The following is a 20,264-nucleotide window of genomic DNA, read 5'->3' as shown; positions in this document are numbered from 1 at the left end:
TTTTAATACCAGTGTTACGCTGAATGTGCGAATTTGGACACTTATGGGCGAACTGTACATAGCAACGCGCTTAATGCTATGGCGATTTTTTCGGCTGCTTCGGTTAGATAGCGTGAGCAGCCTGTTATGATGCCGATTCATGCTGCGAAACGAGGCATTAGGGGAGGTCAATCATGGGCAAGCAGCAAAAATATATCAAGCGCGCTTTTCTGGATCTTCTGAAAGAGAACGATCTGCATAGCGTGTCCATTCGCCAGTTGGTTCAAAAAGCTGATGTGAGTCGATCCTGTTTTTACAGCTATTACTCGGATAAATATGAGTTGTTGCAAGAAATTGAGGATGAATTGATCGCTGGGTTTGTGGTCATCATGAAGAAAGTTCGGCAACATTCGGTTGGCTATTTCTATGAAGGCATTACGCATCGTAATTACCCGATATACACGGAATATTTCACGTATATCAAACAACATCAGGAAGTCTTCACCATTCTTTTCTCGGCGCGAATGGGGGATGATTTTACCAATCGTTTCTCGCGTGCGATTGCCAAAACCCGGCATGACACGTTGCGCTACTGGCATTTAGACCCGGAGCCGAATCCGTGGTTAGCATTTCAGGAGAATCTGTTAGCAGCTTCCTATGTCAGCATCATCAAGACCTGGCTGAATCAGGACTGTCAGCCTAGTATTGAAGAGATGGGCGCCTACCTAAGTACCTTATGGCGTCCGGGATTCTTTTATAACGAAACCCAGTATCAGCGTGCGGTGCAGTATATGGATGACAATCGGGCTGCCGTTTTGAGTAGCTGAGGGTTGTAGCGTGGGTAAAAGAAAACCGCCGCGTCAGTCATCTTGATGTGGCGGGTGATTTGATCTAAATTGGGTGGCAAGGGTGATGTGGTCGCACAGATGCGACGAAAATTTTGCACACGTACAAGAAATTTTGCCGCTTGACTTTCTTGACACCACCGCGTATTATTAAGTCAATCGCATTTCGGGTTGGACAGGCTGTCAGGACGATCTATTGTCCGTTCTGGCTAATGGAAAAAGCAAAAACAGCAGGCTGGTTGAAGGCTGATCTGTTTTTGGTTTTTTTTTGCTCAAAATGTCTGCGAGATCGTTATTGTCATGTAAATTTAACAATATTTACATTATTTTTACAATCGACCAAGCCGGAAAATCTTACAAGGGGTGAATAATTTGGCAGGACACTTAGTGAATTATGGTAAGCACCGGACACGCCGGTCTTATGCCCGGATCAAGGAAGTTTTGGATCTTCCTAATCTGATCGAGATCCAAACGAATTCTTACCAATGGTTCCTCGATGAAGGTCTTAAAGAAATGTTCGACGATATTATGCCGATCGATGACTTTCAAGGGAAACTGTCACTGGAATTTGTCGGCTATCAACTGCTGGAACCGAAATATACTGTCGAGGAAGCACGCCAACACGATGCAAACTACTCTGCACCTTTGCATGTAACCTTACGTTTAACGAATCATGAAACCGGTGAAATCAAGAGCCAGGATGTTTTCTTTGGCGATTTTCCACTGATGACCAAACAAGGGACTTTCATCATTAACGGGGCGGAACGGGTTATTGTTTCCCAGCTGGTTCGTTCACCTGGTGTTTATTTCCATAGCGAAACCGATAAGAACTCACGGGTTACCTATGGCACGACTGTCATTCCTAACCGTGGTGCTTGGTTGGAATATGAAACAGACGCTAAGGATATTGCTTATGTCCGGATCGACCGGACGCGGAAGATTCCGTTGACTGAACTGGTTCGTGCTTTGGGCTTCGGGTCTGATCAAGATATCATCAACATGTTCGGCGATAACGATTCGCTGATGCTCACTCTTGAAAAAGATGTGCATAAGAACACGGATGATTCCCGTACCGATGAAGCCTTGAAGGATATTTATGAACGCCTACGCCCAGGCGAACCAAAAACCGCTGATTCGTCACGGTCACTTTTGTATGCGCGTTTCTTTGATCCGAAGCGCTACGATTTGGCTTCAGTTGGCCGCTATAAGGTTAACAAGAAGTTGAGCTTGAAGACGCGCCTGTTGAATCAGGTCTTGGCTGAAACGTTGGCTGATCCGGATACCGGTGAAGTTATTGCCCAAAAGGGAACCAAAGTTGACCGTCAAGTGATGGACAAATTAGGGGCTTATTTGGATCGCGATGATTTCAAGACCGTCACCTATCAACCTTCCGATCAAGGCGTTGTGACGGATCCGATTGTGCTGCAAAGCATTAAGGTCTACTCACAAGTAACACCGGATAAAGAAATCAATTTAATCGGCAACGGCCACATTGGCAAGAAAGTTAAGCATATTGTTCCGGCTGATGTGTTGGCATCCATGAACTATTTCCTTAACTTGCAAGAAGGCCTTGGCTCAGTTGACGATATTGACCACTTGGGTAATCGTCGGATTCGTTCCGTCGGTGAATTGCTGCAAAACCAGTTCCGGATCGGGCTTTCCCGGATGGAACGGGTTGTGCGTGAGCGGATGTCGATTCAGGATACTGCCACCGTGACGCCGCAACAATTGATCAATATTCGTCCGGTTGTTGCTTCGATCAAGGAATTCTTTGGCAGTTCCCAGCTGTCACAGTTCATGGATCAGACCAACCCGCTTGGCGAATTAACCCACAAGCGTCGACTTTCTGCCCTTGGACCTGGTGGCTTAACGCGTGATCGTGCGGGTTATGAAGTTCGAGATGTTCATTACACCCATTATGGCCGGATGTGTCCGATTGAAACACCTGAAGGCCCGAACATCGGGTTGATTAACAGCTTGGCTTCTTATGCGGTGGTTAATCCTTATGGCTTCATCGAAACCCCGTATCGCCGTGTTTCTTGGGATACGCATAAGGTTACCGATAAGATTGACTATCTGACCGCCGATGAAGAAGATAACTACATCGTTGCGCAGGCAAACTCGCCATTGAACGATGATGGTTCTTTCGTTGACGATACCGTTTTGGCGCGTCACAAAGATAACAACATTGAAATTTCTCCAGACAAAGTTGACTACATGGACGTTTCGCCTAAGCAGGTTGTTGCGGTTGCGACGGCATGCATTCCATTCTTGGAAAACGATGACTCCAACCGTGCCTTGATGGGTGCGAACATGCAGCGTCAGGCGGTGCCGTTGATCAATCCGCACGCCCCACTTGTTGGGACCGGGATGGAATATAAGGCAGCGCATGATTCCGGGACAGCGGTTCTGGCTACGAATGCCGGGACGGTTGAATATGTTGACGCTAAGCAAATTCGGGTTCGCCGTGAAGATGGTGCCTTGGATTCCTATAACTTAATGAAATTCAAGCGTAGTAACGCCGGCAAGAACTACAACCAGCGTCCGATTGTCACGATTGGCGATCACGTTGATGTTGATGAAATCATCGCCGACGGACCAGCCATGCAAAACGGCGAACTGGCATTGGGCCAAAACCCAATCATCGCCTTCATGACTTGGAATATGTACAACTACGAAGACGCGATTGTGCTGTCTGAACGGTTGGTTAAAGATGATGTTTACACGTCTATTCATATTGAAGAATATGAATCCGAAGCACGTGATACCAAACTTGGACCTGAAGAAGTGACTCGCGAAATTCCAAACGTCGGTGAAGAAGCCCTCAAGGATCTTGACGAGTTCGGTGTTGTTCGTGTCGGCGCCGAGGTTCGTGATGGCGACATTTTGGTCGGCAAGGTGACACCTAAAGGGGTTACCGAGCTATCTGCCGAAGAGCGGTTGTTACACGCTATTTTCGGTGAAAAGGCTCGTGAAGTCCGTGATACTTCATTGCGGGTACCTCATGGCGGCGGCGGGATCATTCAGGACGTCAAGATCTTCACTCGTGAAGCGGGCGATGAATTGTCTCCTGGTGTCAACATGATGGTTCGTGTCTACATCACCCAGAAGCGGAAGATTCAGGTCGGCGATAAGATGGCCGGTCGTCATGGGAACAAAGGGACGGTTTCCGTCGTGGTTCCTGAAGAAGACATGCCATACTTGCCAGATGGGACACCGGTTGACATCTGCCTATCGCCAATGGGTGTGCCAAGTCGTATGAACATTGGTCAGGTGCTTGAATTGCATCTGGGCATGGCCGCACGTAACTTGGGTATTCACGTGGCAACCCCTGTTTTTGATGGTGCCAACGATAAAGATCTGTGGTCAACCGTCAAGGAAGCTGGCATGGCCTCCGATGGTAAGTCAGTTCTGTATGATGGCCGTACCGGTGAACCATTTGAAAACCGGGTATCTGTAGGGGTTATGTACTACATGAAGCTGTCACACATGGTTGACGATAAGATCCACGCTCGTTCAATTGGACCTTACAGTTTGGTTACCCAACAGCCACTTGGTGGTAAAGCACAATTTGGTGGCCAGCGGTTTGGTGAAATGGAAGTTTGGGCCCTTGAAGCTTATGGCGCGGCTTACACCTTGCAAGAAATTCTGACCTATAAGTCAGATGACGTTGTCGGGCGGGTCAAGACCTATGAAGCCATTGTCAAAGGCGAACCGATTCCAAAGCCAGGTGTACCGGAATCCTTCCGTGTGCTTGTTAAAGAATTGCAAGCCTTGGGTCTGGACATGAAGGTGCTTGGCGCGGATAAGAAAGAAATTGAATTGCGGGACATGGATGACGACGAAGACGACGTTGTTTCAGTCGATGCTTTGGCGAAGTTCGCAGCCCAGCAAGAAGAAAAGAAGGCACACGAAGCCGCAGCTCAAGCGAGTGACGGTAAGCCTGCCGATAACAGTACCGACGATAAAAAATAGGAGGTTAGCCCTTTGATTGATGTCAATAAGTTTGAAAGTATGCAAATCGGCTTAGCCTCGCCGGACAAGATTCGCAGCTGGTCGTATGGGGAAGTCAAAAAGCCTGAAACGATCAACTACCGAACCTTAAAGCCTGAGCGGGACGGCTTGTTCGATGAACGCATCTTCGGACCGACTAAGGACTGGGAATGTGCCTGTGGTAAGTACAAGCGGATCCGCTATAAGGGGATTGTTTGTGATCGCTGCGGGGTTGAAGTCACACGTTCCAAGGTTCGGCGTGAGCGGATGGGCCATATCGAATTAGCCGCACCGGTCACCCACATCTGGTACTTCAAGGGCATCCCAAGTCGGATGGGTCTGGTACTGGATATGTCGCCACGGTCACTTGAAGAAATTATCTATTTTGCTTCTTACGTTGTGATTGATCCAGGCGATACGCCAATGGAGAAAAAACAACTTCTGACCGAACGCGAATATCGTGAAAAGCGCGAAGAATACGGCAAAACCTTCAATGCCAAGATGGGTGCTGAAGCCATCAAGGAATTGTTGCAGGATGTCGATCTCGACAAAGAAGTTACCGAACTAAAAGATGACCTGAAGTCGGCGCAAGGCCAAAAACGGACACGCGCGATTCGCCGGTTGGACATTTTGGATGCCTTTAAGGAATCCGGTAATGATCCGGCCTGGATGGTCATGGATACGATTCCGGTTATTCCACCGGATCTGCGGCCAATGGTTCAGCTCGAAGGTGGCCGGTTTGCGACGTCTGATCTGAACGACTTGTATCGGCGGGTCATCAACCGTAACAATCGTTTGAAGCGGCTGCTTGACCTGAATGCACCAAGCATCATTGTTCAAAATGAAAAACGGATGCTGCAGGAAGCGGTTGATGCTTTGATCGATAATGGTCGGCGTGGTCGTCCGGTTACCGGCCCAGGCAATCGTCCGCTTAAGTCCCTGTCACACATGCTGAAAGGGAAGCAAGGTCGGTTCCGTCAGAACTTGCTTGGTAAGCGGGTTGACTACTCTGGTCGTTCCGTTATCGATGTCGGCCCATGGTTGAAGTTTTACCAGTGTGGCGTGCCGCGTGAAATGGCTTTGGAACTCTTTAAGCCATTCGTGATGCGCGAACTGGTTAAGCGGGACATGGCAAGCAACATCAAGAATGCCCGGCGCAAGATCGATCGTCAGGATGATGACGTTTGGGATGTGCTTGAAGATGTTATCAAGGAACGGCCGGTACTCTTAAACCGTGCGCCTACGTTGCATCGACTTGGTATTCAGGCATTTGAACCTGTTTTGGTTGATGGGAAATCCATCCGTTTGCACCCTCTGGTCTGCGAAGCGTATAACGCGGACTTTGACGGTGACCAAATGGCGATTCACGTGCCGTTGTCTGATGAAGCGATGGCTGAAGCACGGATGCTCATGCTTGCGGCACACCACATTTTGGCGCCAAAAGACGGCAAGCCAATCGTTACCCCTTCGCAGGACGTTGTGTTAGGTAACTATTACCTGACCATGGAGCAAAAGGGTCGCGAAGGCGAAGGTATGATCTTCAAAGACACCAACGAAATCCTGATGGCATTGCAAAATGGCTACGTTCATTTGCACAGCCGCGTTGGCGTCGCAGCTAATTCCTTCACTAACAAACCATTCACTGACGATCAGAAGCAAAAGATCATGGTGACAAGTGTCGGCAAGGCGATCTTTAACGAGATTATGCCAAAAGACTTCCCGTATCTGAATGAGCCGACGCAAGACAACATCGTCAATGGTGTGCCAGATAAGTACTTCATTGATAAAGGTGAAGACATTCACGCTTATCTCGCGGATGCACCTTTGATCGATCCGTTTAAGAAGGGCTTCTTATCCGATATCATTGCGCAGGTCTTCAAGGTTTATAAGGTTCAGCGGACCAGTGATTTGTTGGATGACATGAAGACTTTGGGCTACACGGAATCAACTAATTCCGGGTTAACTGTCGGAATTTCCGACATCACTAACCTGAAGGAAAAGCCGGAAATTGTGGCTGCTGCCCATAAGAAGGTTGCAACTGTTTCTAAGCAGTTCCGGCGTGGGTTGATCACCGATGATGAACGCCATGATCGGGTTATCCAGATTTGGAACGATGCCAAAGATGAAATTCAGCAAAAGCTGGTTGACTCTTTTGACCCGAATAACCCAATCTCCATGATGTCCGATTCCGGTGCCCGTGGTAATATCTCAAACTTCACTCAGCTTGCCGGTATGCGTGGTCTGATGGCTGCGCCTAACGGTGGGATGATGGAAGTGCCGGTTATCTCGAACTTCCGTGAAGGTTTGACCGTTATGGAAATGTTCATGTCCACTCACGGTGCTCGTAAAGGGATGACCGATACGGCGTTGAAGACGGCTGATTCAGGTTACCTGACCCGGCGGCTGGTTGATGTGGCGCAGGATGTCATTGTTCGTGAAGAAGACTGCGGCACCGATCGTGGTTTGGTCGTTCGCGCTATCCGTGAAGGTAACGAAATGATTGAGCCACTGTATGATCGACTTGTCGGTCGGTTTACCATGAAAGACGTTCTTGATCCTAAGAGCGGCAAAGTCCTGGTTAAGCGCAATACCTTGATGGACGAAGATATGGCACAGAAGATTGTGGATGCCGGTGTTGAAGCCGTCACTATCCGTTCGGTCTTCACCTGCAATACCAAACACGGTGTTTGCCAGAAGTGCTACGGTCGTAATATGGCAACCGGCGAACAGGTTGAAGTCGGCGAAGCAGTCGGAACCGTTGCTGCCCAGTCAATCGGTGAACCAGGTACCCAGCTGACCATGCGTAACTTCCATACCGGTGGTGTTGCCGGTGGTGAAGATATTACTCAAGGGCTGCCTCGTGTTCAGGAAATTTTTGAAGCACGGAACCCTAAAGGTGAAGCTGTGATCACGGAAGTAACCGGTGAAGTAACTGCTATTGATGAAAATCCGGCTGAGCATACGCGTGAGATTACGGTCAAGGGTGAAACTGATACCCGAACCTATAGCGTACCGTATGCATCCAGTGTGGCAGTTGCGGAAGGTGATCACGTTAACCGCGGCGAACGACTGACAGGTGGCTCAATTGATCCTAAGCAGTTGATCAAAGTGCGCGATGTGATGGCTACCGAAAACTACCTGCTTTCTGAAGTCCAGAAAGTTTATCGTATGCAGGGTGTTGATATTGGTGATAAGCACGTTGAAGTCATGGTTCGGCAGATGTTACGCAAGATCCGCGTCATGGATCCGGGCGATACAAACATCTTGCCAGGAACATTGCTCGACATTGCGGACTTCAAAGAGAAGAACACGCAAGCGATCATCAGTGGTGGCATTCCGGCTACCGGCCGTCCGGTGCTGTTAGGGATTACCAAAGCTTCCTTGGAAACCAACAGCTTCCTGTCAGCTGCTTCCTTCCAGGAAACAACGCGGGTTCTGACCGATGCTTCTATTCGCGGCAAGAACGATCCGTTAGTTGGCTTGAAGGAAAATGTCATCATCGGGAAGATCATTCCGGCTGGTACCGGGATGGCAACGTATCGTCACGAAGAACCAAAGAGTGTCGGTACCGTTTCCGACAGTGTCTATTCGATTTCTGACATTGAAAAGCAAATGAAGGAAAAAGACAGCCAGCAAAAAGACGACCAACAGGATGATACTGACAACAAGTAGTCATCATGTCAGCTGCCAAGCTAATCGAATAATCTAGGTACAAACAAGCACGGCGTAAGTGTCCTTTAAGGGCGTTTACGTCGTGCTTTTTTGTTGTGAGCGTGAACCGGCTCGCTTAGGAGTCGGAGCGTAAGTGGCCTTGGGCGTGATGGGCCCGGTCTTGGCCATTGCGACCAAGGCCCTTACACGCAGACTCCTGCTCCGGCTCGCGCGTTATGGATGGCCACGTTTTGCGGCACTTATCATCATCTCAAAACAGCCAACCACTTGCTAGCTGCACACAGCCATAACCGACCGCTAAATGACTGATGAACGGTAGGGATGGCGGATGGGCTACCAACCAGTGGATGACAGCGCTGAAGCACGCCATGCACGTGATGATGAGTGCAATTTCAAGTTGCAGGATGCCACCGAATACGGCAATGAGGAGCACATCGGCACTGCCTAGCCCGTGTGAGACGACCGCGAGCCCACCAACCAAAGCTGCCAGCAAATACACGTTAAACCAATCGCAAGGAAACAGGAGAAGGAGCAGGAAACACCAGCTGCCAAACCAAACGGCAGACACCGCCCGCTCCCGCCAATCTACCACACTAAAAACCAACAAACCCACACTCAACACCATCGTCAGCCAAGTTTGGGCAACCATCCCTAAAAGCACAGCCAGGCAACAGTGGAAATACCGGTTATCTGCCGTCAAGTCCATGGTGAACTTCGCAACACTAAGTAACATTAGTCCTGAAATCATAGCGGCCATCCTCCTTCATAAAGTAGATTCCGCTTAAAAAAGTAAAAGAACCTAGAAAATAATAATGACACTAACTTTTAGAAAGTAAGTAAGGCGTTTCGGTGATGATAAGTAAGCAAAATGACGTACTTATATTTAGTTAAGGGATTATATTGTTTCTTTTTGAGATTATGCGCCTTGTTTTAAAAAATAAATCTATAAACACTCAAAAAATTAAATGTATATTTGATGAGGATTTTTGTTAACCGCTTCAATATTTATGGCAATGTTATACAATGACAGTGGGTGTAGTTTTAGTTAATGTATTCATAATTCACAAGTTAATGGTTTCGCGGGGGAGTGGCCATGAAAGTCTTTTAGAAGGAGGAGTGGGAACATCATGAAGGAGTTGGGTGTCAAAAAAGTCAGGCACAAGCTGTTCAAGATTGGCGTTTATTTTACTGTCATTCTTGGCATGATTGTGCAGTTGCTTTCGCCAGCGCTGACCCTTGCCGCCGAGAATCCGACACAAGCAGAGACTGGTACACTGACGATTAAGAACCAGGATGAGCAAGGCAAGTCGCTGAATGGCGCAAAGTATGAGGTTCATAATGAATCCCATCAGGTTGTGGCTAACAGCGCCATTAGCAAAGACGGCCAGACAACTATACCGAATCTGCCCGTCGGAAATTATATGGCTACCGAAACGCAGTCTGCTTCTGGTTATACGGCCATTGAGCAGACCAAGAATGTGAGTGTCACGGCGTCAGGTACTGAAACGCTGTTGTTTAAGAGTCGTGCATCCGCAACGATCACAAGCAGCAGTAGCAGTAGTGTTGTGGCGTCATCAGCAGCGCAGACAGCCAGTGCGCAGGAACCGGCTAAAAGTGCCACGCCAGATGCAAAGACTGACACGACATTGCCAAACATTTTCACGAAGGTCGTATTAAAAGACGGCAACGGGCAACCGTTGGGTACGGAAGTTAATCAACAAAGTACCGTGAAAATGGAATTAACGTTCACGTTACCGGAAACCAGCACGCCGTTTCCGGCAGGCGCTTCGTTTACCACGCAGCTGCCGAAAGATCAAATTGATTTTCCGCCAAGCAGTACAGGTGTCTTTGACGGCGGTGTTGCAGCGTATCAGTTTGATCAAACAACCGGAAAGTTGACGATCAAGCTTTTGAAGGCCACGGATAATGGCTCATGGCGGGTCAATATTACTGCAAGTTTTAAAGCACTGACCGCCAATGACTCATTGAATCAAACGTTGGTTTTCCATACAAAAGACAATGATACCAAGTTTCCAATTACGTTTCGGTCGAACGCAAAGCCGGTGGTGGTGAATGCGCCAAAAGTCACACCACAGAACTTGAATCCAACCGGTATTTCCGGAAGTGCCAAGTTTAATTTGAACGGGGCCGAAAGTGATAAAACGAACCCGCCTAAGTGGGATAGCGATCCGGCCAAGCGTTCCAAGAATGCCGACATGGAGTTGACCGTCACTGCGCAAGGTAGCGGGACGACTTATCCGAAGTCGCTGACGTTTAGCGACAGCGATCTGGCAAAAATCAAAGTTTCTTCTGCTCCGGTCAATGTCTTAGGCGACTTTTCCGAAGCGTTGAAGCCATTGGTTGCTGGTCGGGATTACCATGCGGTTTTATCGGATGACAAACGCACAGTCAAAATTTATTTGACTGACGGCCTCAAAAAATCAACCGGCTATCAGGTCGATTACACAGCCAGCATTGATCGCTCTTTAGACGATACCGGTAAAGTCGGTAGCGCTTTGGTTGAGGGCTATCGCTATTTAACTGGCACTAAGAGCTATGATGGCTATGATTACAGCAGCGTGACCATGCGTAACTCCGGGGTCGCGATCACCAAGGCCGGGGACATTACGAATAACTTCCGCGCGTTAAAGTGGAAGATTAATTGGAACTATAGCATGGACACCATGAAAGCCGGTGCGACCTTAACCGACCATTTTGGTAAGCAAATTGGAGGAACCGACGATCACAATCAGCCAAAAATCGAGCAGGATGCTAATCAGTCACTCGATACCAGTTCGCTGAAAGTCTTCCAGGTTACTTTTGACCAAAATGCCTCGCCAACAGTTTCTGAAGACAACATTGCCAAATACTTCAAGCTGACGGATAAAGGCAATGGCACTTTCACGTTGACGTATCTCGGCGGTGCAAAGCTGCCGGACAATGCGTCATTCCAAGTGCAATACCAAACCAAGCTGAAAACGACGCCAGCTAATGGGACTAAGCTAACCAACATTGTCAATGATCAGAAGGACCATTATGCCAATGCGACTTATCAGGTGAGTCTACCGAATAGCATCGACAAGACAGCCGGGAACATTGATACCTACAATGCTCAAATGATGTGGCGGATCAATGCTAACCAAACGTTCCGCGAGATGCGTAACGGCAAGATTTTTGATTTGTTCCCTGATGGCGTTGATAAACTTGGCGACGATCCAACCGCTGCCGATATCAACACGATCAATGGCGAAAATGCGTCAACCGATGATCAGGATGGCAGCAATGACGGAATTTTGGTTTATGCGCAGGATCCCGATGGCAAGCGCACGCTGTTGAAGTCTGGCACCGATTATGCGATGAGCACAAGTGATAACGATGTTCAGACGGCAGTTAAGCAGTATAACGCCAAAGACAAGGAAAATCCGATTGATGCTGATGGCCAGACCAAAGGCATTCGCGGGTTTGTCGTGACGCTTAAAGGCAAGTATGCAGACACCGATTCCCAGATTGTGATCTACACGCACACCAAATTGGACATACTAAAACTGGGCCAAGTTGCCAATGACCCGGATGCATTGAAAAAGGCTTTGAACAACCGGGCCTTCTTCTTCTTTGATTTACCACCGGGCAGCGATGATACTGCCAGTGGTTCCAGCAGCAATACGCCAACTCCTGAAGAGGGTGCGTTTAGCGGTGCCTTGAAGAATTCGTGGAGTGATACACCGGATACCCAGTATTGGGGCGTTTTGGTGAACCGCTTGGGCGTCAAATATGGGCATTTGCATTTGACGGATATTTTGCCGAGATTTGACGGGGTCAATTATGAGCTGATTCCTGATTCGATCAAGTTCTATGAAGTGACCGGGTCAAATGGTATCGATCCTTCAAACACTGGCGATCCGACCACATCGGGTGACGTCAAAGAAATTAAGACCAACCCTTATTACGGCACCAGTGGCTGGTCAACAACCGCGCTGAAGGCGGATGACGCCGCGCAGCAAAATCTGTTACCGACCAACACACCGAATACTTGGTTGACGGACAATAAAGATTTAGCGCAACAGTTAGATTTTGATTTTCCTAATATCGGTAACGGCCGCGTCTGGGTTGTCTTTGAAACGAAACGGGCCAATCAGTGGAGCTATAACGACCCTAACTTCACCAATACAGCGACCGTGACGGACAAGAACCAAGCAACAACCGTCATTCCGAAGTTCACGCCGTCTGCTTCCAAGTCGGCGCAGAGCTATTGGACGCCAATTAACAAAACTGTTAGTCGGGACTCAGAGCTGAAAAATGTCCTAAACTGGCATGTCCAACTGGAGAATATCCAAGACAAGTACCGGCCGATGGTGAATCCGGTTATTGAAGATACGCTTGATCCAGCTGGTACTGGTGCGGAAATCAATGCCACTAGTTTCAAGGTTACCTTGCAGGTTGGATCAGCCAATGAAGTCACGTTGAAACAAGGCAAGGATTACGATCTTGCCTTGAACGGCGACAAATTCACCGTTACGTTCCACCGGACTTTTGGTAATCTGACGCAAACCGATGGCAGTCCGCTAAATAATTATCACGTCAACGTTTACTACGCCACTAGCAGCAAGAATGCCGGTTGGGTTTACAACACCAGCAAAGTTTCGTGGAGTGGCGATGAGACCACCCATCAACCTAGCGACGGTGTTCCTGAAAGTGGCCGAACGGCGTCAACGCAGGGCTATCTATCATCTTGGGACTCTGGCATAAGTGGTGAAACCATCACGCAGCTGGCTAACTTAGTGGTTGAGAAAAAAGATAAAGTCAGCGGCGCACCGATTCCGGGTGTCAAGTTCCGGTTGAGTGACGGTACCCATACTTTTGAAGCAACTACCAAACTCGATGATCAAACGCACAAGGCAACCGCAACTTTCCAAGGCTTGCCAATCGGCGTGGATTATACCTTGACAGAACTCAACACGCCTGCTGGCTACAAGCCGTTGGCGCCACAGAAAATTCGACTGAAAGCGACTTCTGATACCGGCACGGCGATTCAGAATGAAGCAGTTGAAAATGAGCCTTATCAAATTACCCTTTCGAAGTATGACAATCGCGCAAAAGGTCAGTTGGCAGCCGACAGTAAGCAATATCGCTTGTCTGGTGCAACCTATGACCTCATCGACACTGATAACCAGCAGACATTACTGTCAGGTCTGAAGACTAATGATGACGGCCAAATCACGGTTGGTACGGCAACCAGTTTTGCTGGCAGTTATACTGATGACAAGTTCAAGCCTGATCTGAAAGCCGGGCAATACGTTCTTGAAGGGCTAAAACCCGGTCACTACCGGTTGGTTGAACGGGAAGCACCGACCCATTACCGGGGAGATGCGCATGATCAGTCAACCGTGACAAGCGGGCCTGAAAAGCAACTCTGGATTGATAGCCTCAACGCTGGCAGTGTCAATACCACCATTGATGACAAAACGCCAAACGCGCAAGTTACGGCTTACAACCAAAAGAAGCCCGGTCAATTGGCCATCAAGAAGCAGGCAGAAACCATTAAGGATGATCATTTTCCGGATCGCCAGCCAATGACCGGTGCGACCTTTAAGCTTTATCGGTATGGCGATGACGGCAAGCTTGACTATGACAAATCATGGGAAGCAACCGTCACGAACAATGACGGAACCGTTTCGTTTTCTGATAATGACTTATATGAAGGCAAGTATCAGCTGATCGAGACGAAGGCACCTGAAGGCTATGTCATTCCTAATGACTTGGCTAAAGGCGTTGACGTCAACATAACCGGCGATCAAACATTGACGTATCCAACGATTGAAGAACCGGTTTTTCGACGCACAGTCGTTTTGAAAAAGAGTGATGGCAATTTTGGCAATCCGATTGCCGGGATTACCTATGCACTCTACCAAGAAGACGGTACCGAACTTGCCAAGGATCTGGTCACCAATAAGGATGGCGAGGTTGCTTTACCATTTGACTTGCCAGCCGGACAATATTATTTCAAGGAAACCAAGACGCTGCCGCCTTATCGGCTGAATACCGATAAGCATGCGTTTACCATTAAGCAAACGGATCAAACGCAGACCGCAGCCGCATTAGCCAGCGATAACAAGCAGAAGCCCGTAACCGTGAACGTTACGAACTATCAAGTCAAAACCTTGAACGTGAAGAAGGTTGACCGCACTTATGCCAAACATGCATTACCAGGCGCCGTCTTCCGGCTCACGAACAGCACTGGCTACAGTCGCGATGTCACCACGGATGAAAATGGCGTTGCCTCATTTGGCGATTTGCTGTTGGGTCACTATTCACTGACTGAAGTAAAAGCACCAGCAGGCTACCGACTTGATACCACGATCTATCCGATTACGTTAGCATCCGCGGCCACGCCTAGTGCGATCACGGTCAACAAGGAAATCGCTGATGATCCATATCAAGTCACCTTAACCAAGTACGACAACCGGGTTAAGAAGACTGACGATGCCGCCACGCTTAAGAAGTATCTGTTGCCAGGCGCAACGTATAAACTTGTCGATGAAGTCACTGGCAAGATGCTGAAAGCCGACATGAAGACAGATGCGGACGGACAGTTAACCTTTGGTGCCGCAAGCAGTTTTGATATGCCACTTAAGGCTGGCCAATATGCGATTGAAGGCTTGAAGCCGGATAACGCTTATCGTCTGGTTGAAACCCAAGCGCCTAAGCACTACGAAGGCGATGCGACTGATCAAGCTCGTGACACAAACGGTACCGCTAAACAGTCGTGGCAGCAAAGCCTAGAAGCTGGCAGCGTCGATTTCACGTTGACAGCCAATCAGGCTCAGCTTAAGTTAACGGCCACCAACCAGAAGAAGGCCGGCCAAGTCGTTATTACCAAGAAAGCAGCCACAACGCATGATGACCGCTTCCCAGCCAAAACGACGATGATTGGCGCTCAGTTTGCTCTTTATCGTTATCGCGACGACGGCACGGTTGATCACAGCCGGTCATGGAAGGCAACGATTACCAACCAGAACGGCATTGTGACCTTCAACAATCACGATCTTTACGAAGGTAAATATCAGCTAGTTGAAACCCAAGCGCCACGCGGGTATGTCATTCCGGATAACCTAGCTAAGGGGATTGATGTGAGTGTGAAAGGCGACCAAAAGATCGACCTGGATCCGATCATCGAACCAGAATTCAAGCGTACTGTTCAATTGCAAAAGACCGATGGCGATTTTGGCAATCGACTAGCCAGGATTACCTTCAACTTGTACGGTAGCAGCGGGAATATCCTGGCCAAGGATCTGGTAACCGACAAGAATGGGCAGATTGATTTGCCATTTAACTTGCCAATCGGTGATTATTACTTTGAAGAGACGAAGACCTTGCCGAAGTATGCATTGACCACCGATAAGATCCGCTTCAAGGTTGAACAAACCAGTTTGACCCAGACAGCCAGTGCCTTAGCTACCCAAAATAAGCAGCAACCGATTACCGTTCAGGTTGCCAATTATCAGATTAATTCGCTTATCATCCAGAAGGTGGACGCGGCCGATCAGCAGAAAGTATTGGCCGGCGCAGTCTTCCGGTTGACCAACGATCAAGGCTACAGCAAAGAAATCACGACTGACGCAAAAGGCTTAGCAACCTTTGACAATTTGAAGTTGGGTCGTTATTGGCTCACTGAAATCAAAGCACCGAGTGGTTATACGATTAATTCGGATTATGCGAAGCCGGTCGCTGTTGAAATCAAGAGCGGTGATGCCGTCCGAATGACCATCGCCGATCAACCGCACAAAACGTTGCCGGATACAGGCGGCAATGGCGGAAACAACGGTGGTGCGACTAACCCGAGTGGCACGCCAAGTACCCCAAGCAGCCCGAGTGCTCACAGCAACAATGTTCGGCACGAACAACCGTCACGACGACTGCTCTTTGGCAGCTTTGGCGATCGGGACGCTATGACGTTGATCCTTGCAGGTGTTGTGATTCTTATCATTGCTGGCAGCACGGTCATCCTGCGGCGGCGTAAGCAGTCGTAATGGGTGAGATGCTAGTCAGTTAGTATCAGATTGAAAAATAGTTCCGCGAAGTAAGCTCTGATGAGGGCTTGCCTTGTGGGACTATTTTTGTGCTGAAACGCGCTCACTGGCGCAGAAGCTTGCGTGTAAGGACCTTGGGCGTGATGGCCTAAGCCCGGGCCATCACGCTCAAGGCCACTTACACTCCAGCTTCTAACCGTGCCAGTTCACGCTCTTGCTCTGAGTCAAGGTGCTTGCTTTGTAGAACAATTTTGTTATGATTAGGAGTTGTTAGTTAACCTGATCTAGTTCAGGTTACGCTTGACACTGATGCGTACAGGATAGTACACTATCAAAGGTGCTTTTTTCCAGTTTATTCGGGTTATCCGGACGTGCTGACTGGGTTAAGAGCCGTCGCCGTTCGGTTGGCCATTTTTTTATCAGAAAAAATGAACCGCCTGGATGTGTGGACTTAAAAATGATGCAAAATAAGGAAGGAGAAGCTTAATGCCTACTATTAATCAATTAGTTCGCCAAGGTCGTAAATCCAAAACAACCAAGTCAGACTCTCCTGCGTTGAACTTCGGTTACAACAGCAAGAAGAAGAGCCTTACCAGTAATCCAGCACCGCAAAAACGTGGGGTTGCTACACGTGTCGGCACGATGACACCTAAGAAACCTAACTCTGCTTTGCGGAAATATGCCCGTGTTCGTCTGTCCAACTTGATCGAAGTGACAGCTTATATTCCGGGGATTGGTCACAACCTGCAGGAACATAGTGTTGTCTTGATCCGTGGCGGCCGTGTTAAGGACTTGCCAGGGGTTCGTTATCACATTGTTCGTGGTGCGCTTGATACTGCCGGTGTTGACGGCCGGATGCAAGGTCGCTCCAAGTATGGTGCAAAGCGCCCTAAGAAGAAGTAAAACATTGATCGCGGTTTAAACCGCAGATGATCATGATAAAAATTTTCTAGTGCCGCTTTGTGCGGTTATAAGGAGAGCGTGATCGGGAAGTTTGGGTTTCCGAGAGCGCGTTTAAAGAGGAGGCCAAAATACATGCCACGTAAAGGCAGTGTTGCAAAACGCGATGTATTACCTGATCCAGTTTACAATTCAAAACTGGTGACTCGCTTGATCAACCACTTGATGATTGACGGCAAGCGCGGTAAGGCATCAACAATTTTATATGATGCATTTGATATGATTAAGAAACAAACCGGGAACGAACCGTTAGACGTTTTTGAAGAAGCAATGAAGAACGTTATGCCGGTCTTGGAAGTTAAGGCTCGCCGTATCGGTGGTTCTAACTACCAAGTGCCGATCGAAGTTCGTCCGGATCGTCGGACCACACTTGGTCTTCGCTGGATCGTTCAGTATTCCCGTCAACGCGGTGAACATACGATGGACGAACGGTTGGCTAAGGAAATCATGGACGCCGCTAACAACACCGGCGCCGCAGTGAAGAAGCGTGAAGATACCCACAAGATGGCAGACGCCAACCGGGCATTTGCACATTATCGTTGGTAAGATGATTTGGCTATTATATCCGCGGCTTGGTATATAGTAGCCATTCTTTGTATAAAGCCAGTTGAAACAAGAGAGGAGCAATACGCCACATGGCCAACAAACGTGAATTTCCGTTAGACCGTACCCGTAATATCGGGATCATGGCTCACATCGATGCCGGTAAAACGACCACGACTGAACGGATTTTGTATTATACCGGTAAAATTCATAAAATCGGTGAAACTCATGAAGGAGCTTCACAGATGGACTGGATGCCACAGGAACAGGAACGTGGGATCACCATCACCAGTGCTGCTACTACGGCTTTCTGGAAGGATCACCGGGTCAACATCATCGATACCCCAGGGCACGTTGACTTCACCATTGAAGTTGAACGTTCGCTGCGTGTGTTAGATGGTGCGATCACCGTTTTGGATGCCCAATCCGGTGTTGAGCCGCAGACTGAAAACGTTTGGCGTCAAGCGACAACTTACGGCGTTCCGCGGTTGGTTTTCGTTAACAAGATGGATAAGATCGGTGCGGACTTTAACTATTCTCTGCAGACTTTGCATGACCGTCTGCAAGCCAACGCCCACGCTGTTCAATTACCAATCGGTGCTGAAGATAAGTTCGAAGGGGTCATTGACCTGATCGACATGAAAGCCGATTTGTATGACGAAGACGAACTCGGTACCAAGTGGGATACGGTTGACATTCCTGATGACTACAAGGAAGCAGCCCAAAAGGCTCACAATGAACTGATTGAAGCCGTTGCTGATGTTGATGATGGCATCATGGATAAGTACCTTGAAGGCGAAGAAATTTCCAATGCTGAATTAAAGGCAGCGATTCGTAAGGCTACCATCAACTTGGAATTCTACCCGGTTCTTGCCGGTTCTGCTTTCAAGAACAAAGGTGTTCAGATGTTACTGGATGCCGTTATCGACTACTTGCCATCACCGCTGGATGTTCGGCCATATCACGCAACCGATCCTGAATCCGGGGATGCTGTTGAGTTGACGGCGGGCGACGACAAGCCGTTTGCTGCCTTGGCCTTCAAAGTTGCGACTGATCCGTTCGTTGGCCGTTTGACCTACATCCGGGTATACAGTGGCACACTGGAAGCCGGTTCGTATGTCTTGAATGCAACTAAGGACAACCGTGAACGTGTCGGCCGTCTGTTGCAGATGCACAGTAATCACCGGGAAGAAATTCCTGAAGTATTCTCCGGTGATATTGCTGCGGCGATCGGCTTGAAGAATACCACAACCGGGGATTCCTTAACCGACGTCGATCATCCGTTGATTCTTGAATCCTTGGATGTTCCGGATCCGGTTATCCAGGTTTCCATCGAACCTGATTCCAAGGAAGACCAAGACAAGCTGGATGTTGGCTTGCAGAAGCTTTCCGAAGAAGATCCGACCTTCAAGGCTGAAACCAACCCTGAAACCGGTGAAACTTTGATTGCCGGCATGGGCGAACTGCATTTGGATATCATGGTTGATCGTTTGAAGCGTGAATTCAAAGTGGCTGCCAAAGTCGGCGAACCACAAGTTGCTTATCGTGAAACCTTCACGAAGGAAGCATCTGCTCAAGGTAAGTTCGTTCGTCAGTCTGGTGGTAAAGGTCAGTATGGTGATGTTTGGATCCAATTCACACCAAACGACGAAGGCAAAGGCTTTGAATTCGAAAACGCGATCGTCGGTGGGGTTGTTCCGCGTGAATATATCCCAGCCGTTGAGCAAGGTTTGAAAGAAGCAATGGCCAATGGTGTTCTTGCCGGTTATCCATTAATCGACGTTAAAGCCAAGCTTTATGATGGTTCTTACCATGAAGTCGATTCTTCTGAAGCTGCCTTTAAAGTGGCTGCTTCCATGGCGCTGAAGAATGCTTCAAAGAGTGCCGGTGCGGTTATTCTTGAACCAATCATGCACGTTGAAGTTGTCGCACCTGAAGAATACCTTGGCGATGTGATGGGCCAAATCACGGCACGTCGCGGTCGTGTTGAAGGTATGGAAGCTCGTGGGAATGCTCAATTGGTTAACGCCATGGTGCCGCTTGCCGAAATGTTCGGTTATGCAACCACCTTGCGTAGTGCGACCCAGGGCCGTGGTACCTTTACCATGACCTTCGACCACTACGAACCAGTACCAAAGAGCATCCAAGCAGAAATCATCAAGAAAAATGGCGGCGGTGTCGCAACCAAGGAATAATCCTTGAATGCCCAACGTCAACATTGAATAAAAGCACGGCAGACAGTCAA

8 protein-coding genes are annotated in these 20,264 nt (G+C 48.5%); 7 read left to right on the top strand and 1 reads right to left on the bottom strand.

All coding sequences use genetic code 11. From position 1 onward, the window contains the following. Positions 1 to 173: 173 nt before the first annotated feature. The 3 genes from LACPH_RS11840 (at position 174) to rpoC (ending at position 8,489) form a co-directional block, all read left to right on the top strand. Positions 174 to 806 carry a TetR/AcrR family transcriptional regulator gene (locus LACPH_RS11840; protein WP_274785047.1) on the top strand — a complete coding sequence of 211 codons (633 nt, stop codon included), beginning with the start codon at positions 174 to 176 and terminating at the stop codon, positions 804 to 806. Between the two features lie 390 nt (positions 807 to 1,196). Continuing rightward, complete coding sequence (gene rpoB / locus LACPH_RS11835) at positions 1,197 to 4,799, top strand: DNA-directed RNA polymerase subunit beta (RefSeq protein WP_010492660.1); 3,603 nt, start codon at positions 1,197 to 1,199, stop codon at positions 4,797 to 4,799. Positions 4,800 to 4,811: 12 nt separating this feature from the next. Next, the gene (rpoC, locus tag LACPH_RS11830; RefSeq protein WP_306387033.1) at positions 4,812 to 8,489 is read left to right on the top strand and encodes a DNA-directed RNA polymerase subunit beta'; all 3,678 of its coding nucleotides are present in this window, start codon (positions 4,812 to 4,814) and stop codon (positions 8,487 to 8,489) included. A gap of 250 nt (positions 8,490 to 8,739) precedes the next feature. Here the strand turns inward: rpoC and LACPH_RS11825 are convergent, their stop codons facing one another. Next, positions 8,740 to 9,237 (bottom strand): peptidase, encoded by a 498-nt coding sequence (locus tag LACPH_RS11825; protein ID WP_274785045.1) that lies wholly within the window; start codon positions 9,235 to 9,237, stop codon positions 8,740 to 8,742. 379 nt (positions 9,238 to 9,616) lie between these two features. On the opposite strand from LACPH_RS11825, the gene LACPH_RS11820 reads away from it, so the two are divergent. The 4 genes from LACPH_RS11820 (at position 9,617) to fusA (ending at position 20,214) form a co-directional block, all read left to right on the top strand. Then, positions 9,617 to 16,516: a SpaA isopeptide-forming pilin-related protein gene (locus LACPH_RS11820; RefSeq protein ID WP_306387032.1), complete on the top strand. Its 6,900-nt coding sequence runs from the start codon at positions 9,617 to 9,619 to the stop codon at positions 16,514 to 16,516. Between the two features lie 486 nt (positions 16,517 to 17,002). Then, positions 17,003 to 17,419, top strand: coding sequence for a 30S ribosomal protein S12 (gene rpsL, locus LACPH_RS11815; protein ID WP_010492654.1), 417 nt, complete (start codon positions 17,003 to 17,005; stop codon positions 17,417 to 17,419). Positions 17,420 to 17,551: 132 nt separating this feature from the next. Further along, on the top strand, positions 17,552 to 18,022 hold the full coding sequence (gene rpsG, locus LACPH_RS11810; protein WP_003567577.1) for a 30S ribosomal protein S7: 471 nt from the start codon (positions 17,552 to 17,554) through the stop codon (positions 18,020 to 18,022). A gap of 89 nt (positions 18,023 to 18,111) precedes the next feature. Next, positions 18,112 to 20,214, top strand: coding sequence for an elongation factor G (gene fusA, locus LACPH_RS11805; protein WP_010492653.1), 2,103 nt, complete (start codon positions 18,112 to 18,114; stop codon positions 20,212 to 20,214). Positions 20,215 to 20,264 lie beyond the last annotated feature (50 nt).

Source organism: Lacticaseibacillus parahuelsenbergensis (assembly GCF_030770265.1).
GTDB classification, from domain to species: domain Bacteria; phylum Bacillota; class Bacilli; order Lactobacillales; family Lactobacillaceae; genus Lacticaseibacillus; species Lacticaseibacillus casei.
Note: the sequence above shows the minus strand (reverse complement) of the source record. Positions and strands in the feature narration are given on the sequence as shown.